Consider the following 17,265-nt stretch of genomic DNA (forward strand, 5'->3'; position numbering starts at 1 on the left):
AATTATTTTTGTTTGCATGTGATCTTGGGAAGCATACCATACGATGATGAGGTTTATCCCATGGATAGTGAGATTTTTGGCATTGAAATTTAAGTTCAATTTCCTTACGTACAAAGGGGTTCGTCAATGAAGAAAAAGATCCTTGGTTCTCTGATCTTGGCTGCTATCGTAGCCTTGATCGCTGGCTGTGATGACGCATCTAAAAAAGCGGAAGATCCGGTCCAGCAAACTGAAAAAAGCGCAGCACAAAAGACAACTGATGCTGAAAAAACGGTCACGGGGGTAACGGATAATGCAAAAGAAAGCGCACAGGAAATAAAGGAAAACGCTTCGCGCGAAGGCCATAGTTTGCTTGATAAATCGAATGAAGCTGCTGAAAAAATGAAATCCAAGGTAACGGATATACAGAGTCAAGCGACTAAAACAGCGAATGATATGATGGAGGCGATGAAAGCGAAAACAGATGATATCCAGCATCAGGCGAATGATAAACTCGATCAGTTTTCAGATACCATAAAGTCGAAGACGGAAGAAATAAAGTCTGAGGCTGATAAAAAGGCGGATGACTTAATCAATCGTCTTAAAGGTGATGATGTTAAAGGTGATAGTAATAAAAAAGAGGAAAAGTAATTTATCTTCTCACTCCAATCTATTGTTAGTATAAAGTGGATTGCATCATAAGGGTGATCTAACAATGGTCACCCTTATTATTTTCAGCTTAAACCAAGTCCTGATTTATTATTCTGGCTTGACTTGCTTGTCTATTTAAAAGTAGGTTAGGGATGAACTTTGTAAATTGCAAATTGAAGTTTAATGCGTATAAACTGGATATATTAATGAAAATAAAGTACAGCATAGGAAGACAGAACCCCGAATTAATTCAGCAAGCATTTGCCATTCGCAAACAAGTATTTACGGATGAACAGGGGTTTGATGCAGAGATTGATATTGATGAATATGATGATATCGCTTTGCATGTGGTGGTATTTGATGGTGAAAAGCCAATAGGCGTATTACGGGGAATCCAGAAAGATAATAACATACTTAAAGTTGGGCGGGTTGCAGTATTGAGACATTATCGTGGTCAAGGGATAGGTCGTAAGGTTATGGAGTTTATTAAAGATTTCGGCAGAAAAAATAACATTGAGACTATCATTCTATCTGCACAATGCCATGCTCAACCATTTTATGAAAGCCTTGGTTATCAAACCCAGGGTGAGATTTATTTGGAAGAAGGCGCAGAGCATATCTTTATGACTTTGAATTTAATATCGTAATAAGATAATAATCACTATGAGTAATATAAATACGGGAAAATGAGTATTCCTTGAATATCTCAATTTCCCGTATTAGTGATTTATCCAATTTTTGTGAGAATGAATTGATCAACTATTTTTGACTGATTGGCGGACAGGGGAATTATTGGCAACATAATATTTTGCCTGACTGCGTGGCAGAGGAGAGATTCCCCTGATGTTATCAGCTATTTTTTCAGCCATCATGATTGTTGTGGCATTTAAATTACCGGTAATAATGGTTGGCATAATAGAAGCATCAATAACACGTAGATTTTCAATACCATGTACTCGTCCTTGACCATCCACGACCGCCATTTCGTCTGTCCCCATTTTGCAACTGCATGAGGGGTGAAATGCGGTTTCAGCATGTTGACGAATAAAGGCATCCAACTGTTCATCTGACTGATTTTCAACACCTGGGCTGATTTCACGTCCACAATAGGGCGCCAGCGCAGGTTGTGCCATAATTTCCCGCGTAATGCGAATAGCAGCGCGGAACTCTTGCCAATCCTGTTCTGTTGACATGTAGTTAAATAAAATACTGGGATGCTGACGTGGGTCTCGCGACTTAATTTTCACCCGACCACGGCTTGGGGAACGCATAGAGCCGACATGAGCCTGAAAACCATGTTGGTTGATGGCATTACTGCCATTGTAGTTAATGGCAACAGGCAGGAAATGAAATTGAATATTTGGCCAGGCAAATTTTTCATCGGTGCGAATAAAGCCACCGGCTTCAAATTGATTGCTGGCACCAATACCTGTTCCTTTGAATAGCCATTCAGCGCCAATTTGAGGTTGGTTATACCATTTCAATGCGGGATAAAGGGAAATGGGTTTGAGGCATTCATACTGCAAGTACATTTCAAGGTGATCTTGCAGATTTTGCCCAACGCCTGGCAAGGCATGCACCGCAGAAATACCAAACTCATTTAATACTTCTTCGGGACCAATACCTGAACGCTGCAAAATCTGTGGAGACGCAATGGCACCAGCGCAGAGTAAAACTTCTTTACGCGCTTTTGCCTGGGTTAACGTTGAGCTATGGCCTTGATAAAAATTGACACCAACGGCTGTCTTTCCTTCAAATACGAGGGTATCCGTTAACGCATGAGTCATGATGGTGAGATTGGCGCGTGAACGAGCTTGATCCAGATAGCCACGGGCTGTGCTGGAGCGGCGTCCTTGAGGGGTAACGGTACGATCCATGGGCCCAAAGCCTTCTTGCTGATAACCATTCAGATCGTCAGTAACGGGATAACCCGCCTGCACACCTGCTTCTACCATTGAGTGAAAGAGTTCATTATTTCCTGCTTTAGGTGTCGTGACACTGACAGGCCCGTCTGCACCATGATAGTCATTTTCGCCAATATCCCTTGATTCCGCTTTGCGAAAATAGGGAAGGCAATCAAGATAAGTCCAGTCTTCCAGCCCAGGTTGTATTGCCCAGTGATCAAAATCCAGTGCATTGCCACGGATGTAGCACATGCCATTGATAAGTGAAGAACCTCCCAGCCCTTTACCGCGACCGCATTCCATGCGCCGGTTATTCATATGAGGTTCGGGATCGGTTTCATAAGCCCAGTTATAACGGGTTCCCTGCAAGGGATATGCCAGCGCTGCTGGCATTTGAGTACGAAAGTCGAATCGGTAATCTGGCCCACCGGCTTCTAGCAGCAGGACAGTCACATTGGCATCTTCCGTTAAACGAGTTGCAAGCACGTTACCCGCTGAACCAGCACCGATAATAATGTAATCAAAAACCATTGTTATCTCCTCTGTTTCAGGCGTGGATTAAAATAGGGACTCAAAATTGCCTAATTCCACCTGTATTGATTTGGTTTGTGTGTAATTTTGTAGTGTGACCAGCCCATTTTCCCGGCCAACACCAGAATGTTTATAGCCACCGACAGGCATGGCTGCCGGAGATTCTCCCCAGGTATTGATCCAGCAGATCCCAGCTTCTAGCCGGTGGATCACGCGATGTGCGCGGGAAAGATCTTTGGTGACTAATCCTGCACCCAGGCCATAATGGGTATGATTGGCACGGACAATGACTTCATCTTCCGTTTCATAAGTCAGGATAGACATCACGGGCCCAAAGATTTCCTCCTGTGTGATCAACATATCATCGGTACAGTCACTGAATACTGTCGGTGCAACAAATGCCCCTTTTGCTAATTCGCCCTCCATCAGACGCTCACCACCACACAGCAGGCGGGCATGGCTGTTTTTACCGTTTTCGATATAGCGTAAAACGGACTCCATGTGTGGAAAACTTACCAGCGGACCAAAGTTAGTGTTGGGATCAAGAGGTGAGCCAATTCGAATGCGCTTAACACGCTCAATAATTTTTGCTTCAAACGATGAAAGTAGTGCTTTGGGGACAAAGACGCGTGTTCCGTTCGTGCAAACCTGACCTGAACTGAAAAAGTTGGCCATCATGGCAATATCAGCAGCGCGATCCAGATCGGCATCATCAAAAATGATCAGTGGAGATTTACCACCCAATTCCATCGTGACTTCTTTTAGGGTCGAAGCGGAAGCATTTGCCATCACCTTTTTGCCGGTCACAATACCGCCGGTGAAAGACATTTTGGCGATTTTAGGGTGAACAGTCAGGTAATGTCCGACTTCATGGCCAGCTCCGGTCAACACATTGAAAACACCATCAGGCAAACCGGCTTCGGTGTAGATTTCAGCCAACTTCAAAGCGGTAAGGGAGGTGACTTCACTAGGTTTAAAAATCATGGCATTGCCGGCAGCCAGAGCGGGTGCTGATTTCCAGAGGGCAATTTGGATAGGGTAGTTCCATGCGCCGATGCCTGCTACGATACCCAATGGTTCACGGCGTGTATACACAAAAGAAGATTCACGTAATGGGATCTGCTGGCCTTCAAGGGCTGGAATTAAGCCCGCATAGTATTCCAGCACATCGGCACCTGTGACGATATCAACCTGCCGGGTTTCAGAAAGGGGTTTACCGGTATCCAGTGTTTCCAATTCAGCCAGTTCATCATTGCGTTCACGCAAGATATTCACCGCCTTGTGTAATATCCGTGAACGTTCCACCGCAGTCATAGCTGCCCAGATTTTCTGTCCTTTATGAGCGCTTTCAACTGCTAAATCAACATCTTGTTTTGTCGCAGACTGAAATTGAGCAATAACTTCACCATTAGCTGGGTTAATTGCGTCAAAAATTGTATTATTAGGATTGGTACTATCAACATAAGCACCGTGGATATAAAGTTTTTGTAATCCGAAATGGGCCATAGATTCTCCTTAAGAGCTTATCCATTTAGGTGATAAGTCAGAACTTATCAGAAGATGCTCCAAGTTTCTGTTCGATGTAATCGATAGTAATTTTGAATGTTCCTGCTATATCAAAAGGCTTCCTGCTTAATGCACTTCGCAGCCAAATGCCGTCAATCAATGCAGCAAGACCTTGTGCAGCGAGCCGCGCTTCTGCTTTTGGCATGGCACGTTTAAATTCAACACAAAGATTGGAATGCAAACGGCGCTCATTGACTTGTTGTAACCGATACAGACTTGGTTGATGCATGCTACTCGCCCAGAATGCCAACCAGGTTTTCATTGCTGCGCTGTTGATCTGGCTGGGATCAAAATTCCCTTCGACAATAGCTTTTAACCTTTGCGGGGGAGTTGCGTTATCTAGCAAGCGTAATCGGCGTGCTACAGCCATTCTTAGCTGATGCAACAGATAACGCATGGTTGCTTCTAGTAGGCCGTTTTTGTCCTTGAAATAGTGGCTGATAATTCCGTTGGAAACCCCCGCTTTTCGGGCTATTTGTGCAATAGTGGCTTCCTGCATCCCAACTTCATTCACAACGATTAATGTTGCATCAATGAGTTGTTGTTTTCTTATCGACTGCATTCCAATTTTTGGCATGATTTTATGCTCAGAAAATCAATTATTCGGACAATATTAAACTTTTTTTTAATTGAATGTTCAATCAAAATTAAATATGTTTTATCACAATAATTTTACAATGAGGGAGTGAATTTGTTTAAGATATATTAAATTTTATTTTTAATTCAAAAGGTTATATGGATTATGCTTTTCATCTGTTTTAATGCTATTAATTTCAGGAACTGCCTATGAATACACAAGACAGTCCAAAAAATACCCAGAAGGACACCCTGAATTCTGTCGTTTTTTTCACCTCTGCCGGACTGATTATTGCATTTTCTCTGTTCACTATTTTTTTCACAGATGCAACCAGTATTTGGATAAAAAACACACTGAATTGGGTGTCTAAAACTTTCGGTTGGTATTATTTACTGGCTGCGACGCTTTACATTGTGTTCGTTGTTTTTGTTGCGGCCTCCCGTTTTGGTTCAATCAAATTGGGACCGGAGCAATCTAAGCCGGAATTCAGTTTGCTGAGTTGGGCGGCAATGCTGTTTGCCGCTGGGATCGGCATTGATTTGATGTTTTTCTCAGTGGCTGAACCTATCACGCAATATATGCGACCGCCAACGGGTCAAGGAGAAACCATTGAAGCAGCTCGTCAGGCGATGGTGTGGACGTTGTTCCACTATGGCCTGACGGGCTGGTCTATGTACGCCCTGATGGGAATTGCACTGGGATATTTTAGTTATCGTTATAACTTACCCTTGACGATCCGTTCGGCACTTTATCCTATTTTTGGTGACCGCATTAAAGGATTAATCGGTCATACGGTGGATATTGCGGCAGTAGTAGGGACCATTTTTGGCATTGCAACGACGCTGGGAATTGGGGTTGTGCAGTTGAATTATGGCCTGAACGTCCTTTTCGGATTACCGCAAGGACTGGGGGTTCAGGGAGGTTTGATATTATTGTCTGTTGTGATAGCCATTATCTCCGTGACTTCCGGTGTCAACAAAGGCATTCGGTTTTTGTCTGAATTGAATGTTCTGCTGGCTCTTGGCTTGGTTTTGTTCATTTTGTTTATGGGCGATACTGAATTCCTGCTTAACGGATTAGTGCAGAACGTTGGGGATTATATCAGCCGTTTTATGGGGATGACGCTGAACAGTTTTGCCTTTGAACGCCCAACGGAATGGATGAATAACTGGACTCTGTTTTTCTGGGCATGGTGGGTGGCCTGGTCACCATTTGTCGGGCTGTTCCTGGCGCGCATTTCCCGTGGCAGAACGATTCGCCAGTTTGTTATGGGAACATTAGTCATTCCCTTTGTTTTTACACTGCTGTGGCTATCGATTTTTGGTAACAGTGCGTTGTATGAAATTCTGCATGGTAATCGCCAACTGGCTGAGGCCGTGCTACAACACCCAGAACAAGGTTTTTATCGTTTGCTGGCACTTTATCCGGCATTTACGTTTAGCGCTTCTGTGGCCACTATTACCGGACTGCTGTTTTATGTCACCTCGGCGGATTCTGGCTCATTAGTGTTAGGGAATTTCACCTCTAATCTGAGTGATATCAATAATGATGCACCAAATTGGTTGCGTGTCTTTTGGTCGGTGGCAATCGGTGTATTAACGTTGGGTATCCTCATGACGGATGGTATCCCTGCTTTGCAAAATACCACGGTCATTATGGGGCTGCCTTTTAGTTTTGTGATCTTCTTTGTCATGGCGGGGTTATATAAGTCTTTGCGGGTAGAAGATTTTCGTAAAGCCAGCTCATTGCAAAATACCTCGCCTACGCTTATGCATGACAATGGTTCATTGAACTGGAAGCAGCGTTTGAGCCGTATGATGCACTTCCCTGGTACGAAAAACACTCAACGAATGCTGGATATGGTGTGCCGCCCCGCGATGTTAGAAGTGGCTAAAGAGTTAGTCGTGCGTGGTGCGAAAGTGCAGTTTAATGCACTGCCAGCCAAAGAGGACAAGCGGCTGAATCCACTCGAATTGATTGTTGATTTAGGCGATGAACAGAATTTTATCTATCAAATCTGGCCGCAACGCTATTCTGTACCTGGATTTACCTATCGGGCGAGAGCGGGCAAGTCTCATTATTATCGGTTGGAGACTTTTCTGATGGAAGGAACACAGGGGAATGATTTGATGGACTATACGAAAGAACAAATCATTAGCGATATTCTTGACCACTATGAAAAACATCTGAATTTTATTCACCTGAACAGAGAAGCACCGGGGCAAACATTGATTTTTCCCAGTGGAGGATAATCAACATAACCTATGAGTTAGACGCTTCCTTCGTGAAGTGTGCCTCATTACTGGGCATAAATGTCCCCAATTATTGGGGACATTTCAGAATACACCAAATAAACCATCCGAAATGATGAGGATTCGATGTGTTGGCTCAGGCATATTGTTCAATCCTCATCACGAATGGGGGTTTGTGCATACAAAAGATCGGCGGCACGATGGCAAAGTTCTGTAAATATGGCGATTTCACCTTGGGACATATTAGACGCCACAATATCAGCCATGCTATGGCGGCTGGACTCAGCCCGTTGCAAAAATGTTAGCCCTTTTCGGCTCAATTTGGTGACCAGCTCGCGTTTATCGTTTTCCCCCGCTTCTTGTTTAATAAGATCTTTATCTTTTAGCAATCGCAGAATTTTAGACATTTTAGAGCGAGTAAAACCAAGTTTTTCGCCAATCACAGTAGGATTCATAGGCTGATATTGTCGAAGTAAATATAAAGTATCATATTGCGCCCATGAAATACCTTCAGGGTTTGTGATGGTTCTTCTCGCAACAAGAACACATTGAAGCCGACCCAATGCATCTTCAAAAGGTGTTACGGTAGTGTCTTGATTATCTGTTTTCATGTGGGCTTTTTATAACCTGAATATTGAATAAGAAACTGAACTAATTGCCTGTCCCATAAATAAAATTTCAGCATAAAAATGTTTTTTCATGGAACAGGCTTGTAAATATCTACTTATTTACGATTAAGAGCAGCCAAAATCAAGAGAAAATGGCGGCTCGATTAAGAACATCCTCATAGTCATGTAATTCTTTAATCTTACCGTTGTTTAATTTGAATACATTAACATATAAACAATAAAAATCTTTTTTATCTGGCAATGTGTTACCATTCAATCGATATTCAACGATAAAAATATTAGGATTATCTGTTGAGTACAGTTCTACATCCTGAACAGAAGTAAAGATCAGAGGTGCCTGACCAAAACTTGCTGAATAATGTTCAAGTATCTGTGACTGGTTCTCAATGGTATCGCGACTGGCGCGAAATGGTAATTTCAGAATACCATCGTCACAAAATAGAGCGGCAAGTTTTGTTGGTGATTTTTCTAAAACGGCTTCTATATATTGATCGAACACAACTTTAAACATCATTTCTCCTTCGTGTTTTACAGATTGTTTACTTTCAGGTTTATGTGACAGTGTGATTTCTTTCTTGTTAAAATAAGAAATCAATCTTGAGAAAGTTTTGACATTAATATCTGGAAAATCGAGACCTAAGGCTTTAATGGCCTCGTGTGTGCTTTGGTTGTTATAGGTGCTGTTACCAATATTCAAAGCATTCTCTTTAAAAAGGTGAATCAATGAGCCCAGCGCCACGTCATTACCATTGACAACCATCTGTTCGAGCTTTTCTAACCATGCTGATTCAGAAACCATTGTGATGTCACGCCCTGTTTGTTTGATAGCCAGATATGCTGGGGTAAAATCAGAGCCTTTCGGATGAAATAAATGGAAGTTTTGTTGCTCATGCATCTTATTAGCGCTTGATAATGTCGCAATGGTCTGGCTGACGAAATCAACAGGCAATAGATCAGTACCTAGCCATTCAGGGTAGGGGGCAATTCCCATTTGGATAAAGCTTTTAATTTGTAGCCATAAAAAATCATCTGCTTGACAGGCACCGGTCACACTGTCACCTGATATACGCCCTATCCGATAAATATTGATATCAACACCTTGATCTCTGGCTTGCTGTACATATTGCTCAGCTACCCATTTACTTTGGGTATAACCGAGAGATAGCGTGTGCGGGTAGTCAGGGAGACTATCTTCTGTTATTGGTTGTAGAGGATAGTCCGGTGCAAATACGGCAATAGTCGAAATATACTCCAGTTTCTTACGCTCATGGTGGCAACAAAAATCAATGAGTTCCACGATACCATCGACATTCGTTTCCTTAACCGAACTGTATGGGAGAACAAAATTAATATGGGCAGCGGCGTGATATATTTTAGAAACTCTTTCTGATAATGACTGATATTCTGCGTCAGTTAAATCAAATTTCGTCTTGGCAATATCTCCCACCACAATTTCAACACGTGAAAAATCAATGTGATGTCCGATGTCATAGCAATGAGCATTTTTTATGATACGGCTCAATCCGGCACGGTTATCCGTGGCTCTGACTAAACAAATGACTTTGCCCGTGAGTTGTTGCAGTAAAGCGCGAAGTAGATAGATACCTAAAAAACCGGTAGCACCTGTGAGTAAGACATCCCTGCTTCTTGATGGATTTAATTGTTGCGTATGCGTCCAATCATGCTGGACGAAAGCATCATTAATAAATGCATTTTTTATTTCATCATCCGATTTTTTGTCGTTATTCAGATAGATATCAATCGAAACGGCCATGTCACGTAAGGTAGGGGTACTAAATAGTAATTTGAGCGGAAAATCGACATTAAATTGTTTGCGTAGTAAATACACTAATTGTGTTGCTAACAATGAATGCCCTCCGATATTGAAGAAATTATCTTCTAACCTGATCACTCGGTTCGGAAAAACGTTTTGCCAGAGTAATTTTACTGTTTGTTCGGTTGAAGTCAGTATCTCTTCAGTGCTGTTTTTTTCAACATTATCCGACATTTTAGTTATTTCAATGTGATGCAGTGCTTTTCGGTCAATTTTACCGCTAGGGGTTGTTGGAAGATCGGACAAAAATACGCACTCATTTGGGATCATATAATCCGGCAGATAGCTGCGTAAGCGAGTTAGCAGTTCAACACGTTCTAATGGCGCCATTATGATTATGAAAGCCACCAGTATTTTGTTACCTGCTGATATTTCTTTCCCAATCACAGCGGAGACTTTCACTTCATCCAATGAATTGATAACGGCTTCTATTTCTGATGGTTCAACACGGAATCCCCGGATTTTTAACTGATTATCCAGACGACCAAGGTATGTAAAGGAGTCATTGGATTTTAGTTTTATGAGATCACCCGATTTGTAAGCATGTTGGCTGAGAGCACCTGCCCAATTTTCGGTTAAAAATCGCGCTTGAGTTTCATGATCTTTGTGGTAATAACCTGGAGAAAGAAATTCACTGATAATCCAAAGTTCGCCTGCGACACCGGCTGGAACCATACGTTTGTGTTCATCTAATACAAGCATGGTAAATCCGGGTAGCGGATACCCTATTGATGCATTGTCTCCCCACAAAGAGATATCTGTTGGCATGACATAAGCAGAACAAACATGACTCTCTGAAGGGCCATAAAGGTTAATTAGTCTTCGGTTGGCATTAAACATTTGTTTAATGTCAGATGTGAGAACCAACTGTTCACCTGTTGAGTAGACTTCATCAAGCATTGATAGTTGAGCTTTATTCGTGACGGTTAATTGAGCCAAATGTTGAAGTGCCACATAGGGAAAATATGCCCGGCGGATCCCATTTAACTCAATGACATTTTGCAAATGGTGCAGATCCTTACGTTCCTCTTCATCTGCAATATACAATTTTCCGCCGGTACATAAAGTGCCAAATATTTCCTGTACAGAAACATCGAAAGACAAAGACATATAATGCAGAGTGCAATCACCTTCACCACAAATAGTGATCTTTTTTTGCCATGTAAGAAGATTGGATAGTGTTTTATTCAGTAAACGTACTCCTTTGGGTTGCCCTGTTGAACCGGAAGTGTAAATAACATATAACTCATCTTCTGGCTTCCGTTGCACTGATTGCCAGTTAACGTCCCGCATAAATACTGTTTCATCTAACACGATCTTGTGGATGGTTGCAGATAATGTTGTGACAAACTTACTGGTGGTTACGATACAATCTACTGCTGAGTCCCGAAGCATATATTCAATACGTTCTTGGGGATAATTTGGGTCAATGGGAACATAAGACGCACCCGTTTTCAAAACGGCCAGCAAAGCGGCAATAGCGTCTTCATTTCGGTTCAGCAATAAGCCGACTCGTGAACTAACATTGATGGAATAATTTGTAGACATGAATTCAGCTAGCTGGTTGGCGCGATGATTTAACCATCCATAGGTCCAGTGCCCGTCACGTGTTATTAATGCAATATTGTTTGAATGAATTTTTGCATATTCCTCTATCTCACCAATAAAACATGGGGTGTTCATATCAGCGAATGGAGTACTTGAACGATTTACTATGGATAGTTGTTCACCTTGAGTGAGTATTTCAACTTCACCTAAAGTCTTTTCACTCCAATTCCCCATACATAAAGCTGTTTGTCTATATAGCTCCAGCCAATATTGAATGGTTCTGCCTTCAAATAGTTCAGCATTAAATTCCATAATCAAACGATGAGATGTATCTGTTTCGACGAATAGGGTTACATCATATTTAGCGGATTGAATATACTGTTCGGTGACCTTTATTGAGTAAGGGAGATCCTGCAATGCATCATTGATAGTATCAAGATTGACAAGTAATGTTTGAAAAACAGGGTTATCTAAGCCAAAGTTCTGGCCTGTATCTGCAACAATGTCAGTAAACGGTAATTGCTTATTAAGATGTGCCTGAATAAAGCGATTACGAATTGATACTGCAAATTGTTTCACGGTACTCTCTGAGTCTAAATGAGATCTGAATGGTAAAGTATTAACCAAATATCCCACCGTTTCTTCAAATTCACTGTTATCCCGCAGCGCAAAAGGAATACCAATGGTGATATCTTTTTGACCAGATAAACGATACAGTAAAAACTGCCAGCATAGGGTCATATACATGAAAGGGGTCATGGCAAGCTTGCTTGCCTGCTCAGATATTTTCAATGCGTCATCATGGTTAAGTTGCAAATGACGATAACCCGCTTTGGTTCCTTTGCACTCTTTCCTGGAGTAATCTGTTGGGAGATCTAACATAGAAGGGTACGGAGTAAGTACTTCCTTCCAATAGTCTTTCATGGTGGAAATTTCAGGTTTAGCTAATTGCTCTTTTTGCCATTGGGTGAACTCCAGATAATCAGCACTGATTTTCCGATAATGAAATTCTCTGTTTTCAGCCAAATGAGCATAATATTCGAGGATATTCTTGATAAAAATAGTCACTGATGGCGCATCAACGATAATGTGATGAAAACAACATGCCAACCAACACCGTTTTAATCCTCCTGTTATCAAACAGATATCGAATAACGGCCCTTTTGCCAAATCATATTGTTTTGACGCCATTTGTCGGATCACTTCTTCTGGATGATTCACCTCAGTGAGAGTTTTGTGCGTAATATGAATGTCATAGGGTTGTTCTATGACTTGATAAAGCTGCTTTTGATGAAATGCAAAATGTGTGCGTAAAACAGGAGTGACTTCAGTAAATTGAGTGACGGCCTTTTCCAGCAAACGGTGATCTAGTTGAGTCCCTATTTCTATAAGTAATGGGATGTTGTAGCTTTCGGGTTGGCTCAGTACCTGATCAAGTAACCATAACCCCTTTTGCCCTTGTGTACTGGGTATGTATGTTCTGTTATTCCATGTGTCTTTTACTGATTTGTTCAATGATTCATTGTCCATTTCTTCTCTCCAGATCGTTTTTCCCAAATTGAGCGGCTAACTTTTCGACACTATCCACTGAAAACACATCGGAAGATGAAACATGAATACCAAGCGTTTTACTGGCAAGAGAGGCTAATTTGATTAGATGAAGAGAATTTATCCCCTGTTCCCAAAACGAAGTTGCGGGATCAAGGTTTTTATAACCCGTGATCTCTTCCCATATTGAGAGAATTTTTGCTTCTACGTTGTCATCTCGTTGTTTGTACATCCCGTCAGCAATAAGCTGAGCCATTTGATTTCGGTCGCGTTTACCATTTTTATTCATTGGCAAAGCGTTAACATGTGTAAACCGTTCAGGGACCATGTAAGATGGCAGTTTTGAATTCATAAATTCGCGAAGATGGGTGTTAGATAGTGGACCTGGCTTACTCAGATAACAGGCATGTAACAGAGATTCATTATCCGTCTGCTCTATGGTAACAATAACATCTTCTATTTGAGGATGTGAACGTAGTGTATGTTCCACTCCGGTGATTTCGACCCTGAAGCCACGGATTTTACACATGTGGTTATTGCGCCCCAGTAGCGTAATATTGCCGGATTTATCTTTTTTAGCTTGGTCATTAGTGCGGTAATAGCGCTCATGATGACCATTAAGATCCAGCCAGACAAAACGCTCATGGGTTAATTCTGGATCTGAATATCCTTCCGCAAGCCCAGCGCCGCTGATACAAAGTTCCCCTGGTATATCTGGAGCACAAATTTCTGAATTGTCATCCAGCACGACCATATTGACGAGAGGTAATGGGTAGCCAACAGGAACTGGCGAATCAGTATCAAGTATTTCATCTGGTAACACCTGATAAACAGAAGTGAGCGCTGAATTTTCCGTACACCCCATTCCATTGAATATACGCCCTTTACCTGCTTTGGCTGCAATTGAAAACAGTCTGGGGTTGACAAAATCACCTGAAACAATGACACGATCAAGTTTATGTAACGTATCAGGAGAAACTTCTATAAATAACCGGAACAGTCCACCGGATAAGAAAAGAATAGAAATATGCTGATGACTAATGATGTTATCGATTTCGGCCAAATCAGGAAAGTCTTTTGGATAAACAACAAGTGTGGCACCAGTCAGAAGGCTTATCCAAATTTCATTGGCGCTTGCAGCAAATGATGGCTCTGCAAGTTGTAAATAACGGTCATTGTCTGTATTACCTAACTGGCTGATGGGGATTGCAAGGCGGGTTAACCCACAATGACGAATAATCACACTCTTTGGTTTACCTGTTGAGCCTGATGTCAACAATATCATTACTGGGTCTGTCGCAATTAATGTTTCGGTTATGGCTTCAAATCTTGTCGGTATGTAATCTAAATTGCGGGCTTGAGAAAAAAGGTTTTCTACAGAGATAAATTCAGCGCTTTCAACGTCATCAGCATCTGAAATTAGTAAACTGATGTCAGCAGCCTTGATACAATCTGCTATATACTGTTCAGGGTTGTTATTATTAATCGCATTGCTTAATGGAACAATAATAGCCCCTAACCGAATTACAGCTATCATCACCAGATATAATTCAAAACTGCGAGCTGTTTTAATTGCTACTTTATCTCCCTTTTTTACTTTCATTTTTTGTAAAACAAATGCTATCTGGGCTGATTGCTCCCAAAGTTCACGATATGACAATGTTTCTGAGTTAAATATTAACGCAGTTTTATTTGGATATTCATTAACTATTTCACTTAGGATATTTGGTATGGTGTGAAACTGTCCAACCTGTTTTTCAATCATGCAGGAAACCTCATCATATTTAATATGAATTAGAGTAATGAAGATATGTTGAATGGTTTTTTAAGATGTTCTCGAAAATGATTTTGATCAATGTACGTTCATTTAAATTTATTTCTATTGTCTAAGATGCTAATGAAACAAAGTCTACAATTTAATCCTAAAATCAGTCAAGTAATTTCCAAAATGAAATCATATTATAATAATTTTTGTTGATCTTTAATTTAATTTCTTATTAAACAATGAATTAAGTTAATTTTATTAAATAATTTATTTGTGTAGTTGACAAATGGCAATTGAATTGTAGATGATTAACCCCCATGAGAACGATGATGAACTATTTATATCGAACCGTGTTTCTTTTAATGAGAAAAAATTATCATTTTAATTTAAATACAAGCTAAGACTGTACTTATTTTACCTTTTATTTATTTAAAAAAGCGAATGCAGGTGCCCTGATTATTAATGGGTCATATGCTCTCTATTGTGAGTTATTAATTCACCCTTCATTAGAAGTGGAGTATTAGTTAGATGGATACATTAGATATTTTTAATTCTTCATGGCAGCAACCGACCTGGAACAACTTAGTAACATTATCCACCATAAAAAAAGAGTTATTGAGTCTACCACCATTAATTAATCATAAAAAATTGACACATTTTTATAAACAATTGGAAAAGGTTTGGTTACACAAAGCTGTAATAATTCAAATTGGTGATTGTGCTGAACGAATTATCGAATGTGATCAACAATCGGTTATTCCGAAAATTGATTTTTTATATAACTTATCAGACATTTTTTCTACTTTGCTGAATAAGCCGGTGATCACAGTTGGCCGTATCGCGGGCCAATATGCAAAACCGCGTTCTAATGCAATTGAAAAATACCGGAATACTATACTACCGGTATGGCGTGGTGATTGTATCAATAGCCCGGAACCTGTTCTGGATGCCAGAATAAATGATCCCAAACGGATGTTAATCAGTTATCACGCAGCTTCACAAACTCTGTCTATGATTGATGCTTACATTCGAAGCAGACGCGATATAAATTTACAGGTCTGGACAAGCCATGAAGCCCTGTTATTGGATTATGAATATTCTCAGTTGAGAACTACACTGGATGGACGGAGATATCTTGGTAGTACCCACTGGCCTTGGATTGGCATTCGAACCCTTGATTTAAATAGCCCTCACGTTGAGATGTTATCAAATATAGATAACCCAGTAGCATGCAAAATCAGCGAGAAAGTCTCTCCTGATTTAATCACTGGATTATGCAAAAAACTCAATCCCCAAAAAATCCCTGGGCGACTGACATTTATCACCCGTTTTGGTCATAAGCATATTCATAAACTCAGCCCTCTTATTGATGCGGTATTGGAGACAGGTATCCCTGTGCTTTGGATGTGTGATCCCATGCATGGTAATACAACAAAAACAGCGAATGGAAATAAACAGCGAATTTTTGAAGAGATGGTGGATGAAGTTACCCATTTTCAAATCCAGTTAGCCGAACATCATGCTTGTTGTGCAGGCATTCATTTAGAAACGACTGCTGAAGATATCGCAGAGTGTTTTGGTTGCGGTTTCAATCCTAAAGAATCCGAATTATCAAACATCATATGCGATCCCAGATTGAACAAAATACAGGCAATTGAACTTATTAAACAATGGGCAATTAATCAGGAGGCATTATGACATTTGACAAAAAATATGTTGCCGTAATTACCGGTGCATGTGGTGGTATCGGTGAAGCTATCGCCAATCGATTAGCGATGAAGGGAATAATCTTAGCACTGATTGATAAACAGGCAGAGGCATTACAATCTCTGGTGAACAGACTTAGCGATGAATATTCTCAATCTATTATCGGTTTTCCTGTGGACGTTGCTGAATCTCAACAAGTTGGCAGCGCGTTTCTTGCCATCAGAAATCAACTTGGTCCCATTGGCTATTTGGTGAATGGCGCTGGTGTATTACACCATACTGCTGTTGAAAACACCGATATTGATGTATGGAACCGGATCTTTGCTGTTAATGCGACGGGGGTATTCAACGTCAGCAAAGCCGCAGCCAGTTATATGCAGGAGCAGAAAAAAGGGAGCATCGTGACTGTAGCTTCAAATGCCGCACGAGTCCCTCGAGCAACGATGGCAGCATATTGTGCCTCAAAAGCGGCGGCCCAAGCCTTCACATATGCACTTGGGTTAGAAGTGGCGCCATTTGGAATCCGGTGCAATGTCGTCGCTCCTGGCTCAACCGATACGTCCATGCTGCGCAGTATGTGGGCAGATGAAGATGATAAAAACCACACATTGTACGGTAATCCAGAGCAATTTCGCATTGGTATCCCACTACGCAAAGTTGCCACACCAGACGAAATTGCCGCGGCGGTTTGTTTCTACCTCAGTGAAGAGTCCAGCCAAACGACGTTGTCGACTTTGCTGGTGGATGGTGGCGCCGCATTAGGCAGTTGTTAGT

11 protein-coding genes are annotated in these 17,265 nt (G+C 41.2%); 5 read left to right on the forward strand and 6 right to left on the reverse strand.

From position 1 onward, the window contains the following. Nucleotides 1-126: 126 nt before the first annotated feature. Complete coding sequence (locus IQ209_RS09300) at nucleotides 127-630, forward strand: YtxH domain-containing protein (RefSeq protein WP_193851038.1); 504 nt, start codon at nucleotides 127-129, stop codon at nucleotides 628-630. Between the two features lie 206 nt (nucleotides 631-836). Next, complete coding sequence (locus IQ209_RS09305) at nucleotides 837-1,277, forward strand: GNAT family N-acetyltransferase (RefSeq protein WP_193851039.1); 441 nt, start codon at nucleotides 837-839, stop codon at nucleotides 1,275-1,277. A gap of 108 nt (nucleotides 1,278-1,385) precedes the next feature. Here the strand turns inward: IQ209_RS09305 and betA are convergent, their stop codons facing one another. Genes betA through betI form a run of 3 tightly spaced genes read right to left on the reverse strand, consistent with a single transcriptional unit; the run spans nucleotide 1,386 to nucleotide 5,208 of the window. Next, nucleotides 1,386-3,065, reverse strand: coding sequence for a choline dehydrogenase (betA, locus tag IQ209_RS09310; protein ID WP_193851040.1), 1,680 nt, complete (start codon nucleotides 3,063-3,065; stop codon nucleotides 1,386-1,388). A 27-nt stretch (nucleotides 3,066-3,092) separates the two neighbouring features. Next, on the reverse strand, nucleotides 3,093-4,571 hold the full coding sequence (gene betB, locus IQ209_RS09315) for a betaine-aldehyde dehydrogenase (protein ID WP_193851041.1): 1,479 nt from the start codon (nucleotides 4,569-4,571) through the stop codon (nucleotides 3,093-3,095). 37 nt (nucleotides 4,572-4,608) lie between these two features. Then, on the reverse strand, nucleotides 4,609-5,208 hold the full coding sequence (gene betI / locus IQ209_RS09320; RefSeq protein ID WP_193851042.1) for a transcriptional regulator BetI: 600 nt from the start codon (nucleotides 5,206-5,208) through the stop codon (nucleotides 4,609-4,611). 209 nt (nucleotides 5,209-5,417) lie between these two features. Here betI and IQ209_RS09325 point away from each other — a divergent pair, with 209 nt between their 5' ends. Then, on the forward strand, nucleotides 5,418-7,460 hold the full coding sequence (locus IQ209_RS09325; protein ID WP_193851043.1) for a choline transporter: 2,043 nt from the start codon (nucleotides 5,418-5,420) through the stop codon (nucleotides 7,458-7,460). A 149-nt stretch (nucleotides 7,461-7,609) separates the two neighbouring features. Here IQ209_RS09325 and IQ209_RS09330 read toward each other — a convergent pair whose 3' ends face one another. The 3 genes from IQ209_RS09330 to IQ209_RS09340 form a co-directional block, all read right to left on the reverse strand. Further along, a complete protein-coding gene (locus IQ209_RS09330; RefSeq protein WP_193851044.1) occupies nucleotides 7,610-8,071 on the reverse strand; it encodes a MarR family winged helix-turn-helix transcriptional regulator in 462 nt (153 codons plus the stop codon). Between the two features lie 139 nt (nucleotides 8,072-8,210). After that, on the reverse strand, nucleotides 8,211-13,001 hold the full coding sequence (locus IQ209_RS09335) for a non-ribosomal peptide synthetase (RefSeq protein WP_193851045.1): 4,791 nt from the start codon (nucleotides 12,999-13,001) through the stop codon (nucleotides 8,211-8,213). Continuing rightward, a complete protein-coding gene (locus IQ209_RS09340; protein ID WP_193851046.1) occupies nucleotides 12,991-14,784 on the reverse strand; it encodes a non-ribosomal peptide synthetase in 1,794 nt (597 codons plus the stop codon). Before IQ209_RS09340 ends, IQ209_RS09335 begins: the two co-directional genes overlap by 11 nt. 528 nt (nucleotides 14,785-15,312) lie before the next feature. Here IQ209_RS09340 and IQ209_RS09345 point away from each other — a divergent pair. Further along, a complete protein-coding gene (locus IQ209_RS09345) occupies nucleotides 15,313-16,482 on the forward strand; it encodes a 3-deoxy-7-phosphoheptulonate synthase (protein ID WP_193851047.1) in 1,170 nt (389 codons plus the stop codon). Continuing rightward, nucleotides 16,479-17,264 (forward strand): 2,3-dihydro-2,3-dihydroxybenzoate dehydrogenase, encoded by a 786-nt coding sequence (locus tag IQ209_RS09350; RefSeq protein WP_193851048.1) that lies wholly within the window; start codon nucleotides 16,479-16,481, stop codon nucleotides 17,262-17,264. The genes IQ209_RS09345 and IQ209_RS09350 overlap by 4 nt, the downstream gene beginning before the upstream one ends. Nucleotide 17,265: the final 1 nt, after the last annotated feature.

Origin of the sequence: Xenorhabdus sp. BG5 (assembly GCF_015163665.1) — a bacterium.
In the GTDB taxonomy this organism is placed as follows: domain Bacteria; phylum Pseudomonadota; class Gammaproteobacteria; order Enterobacterales; family Enterobacteriaceae; genus Xenorhabdus.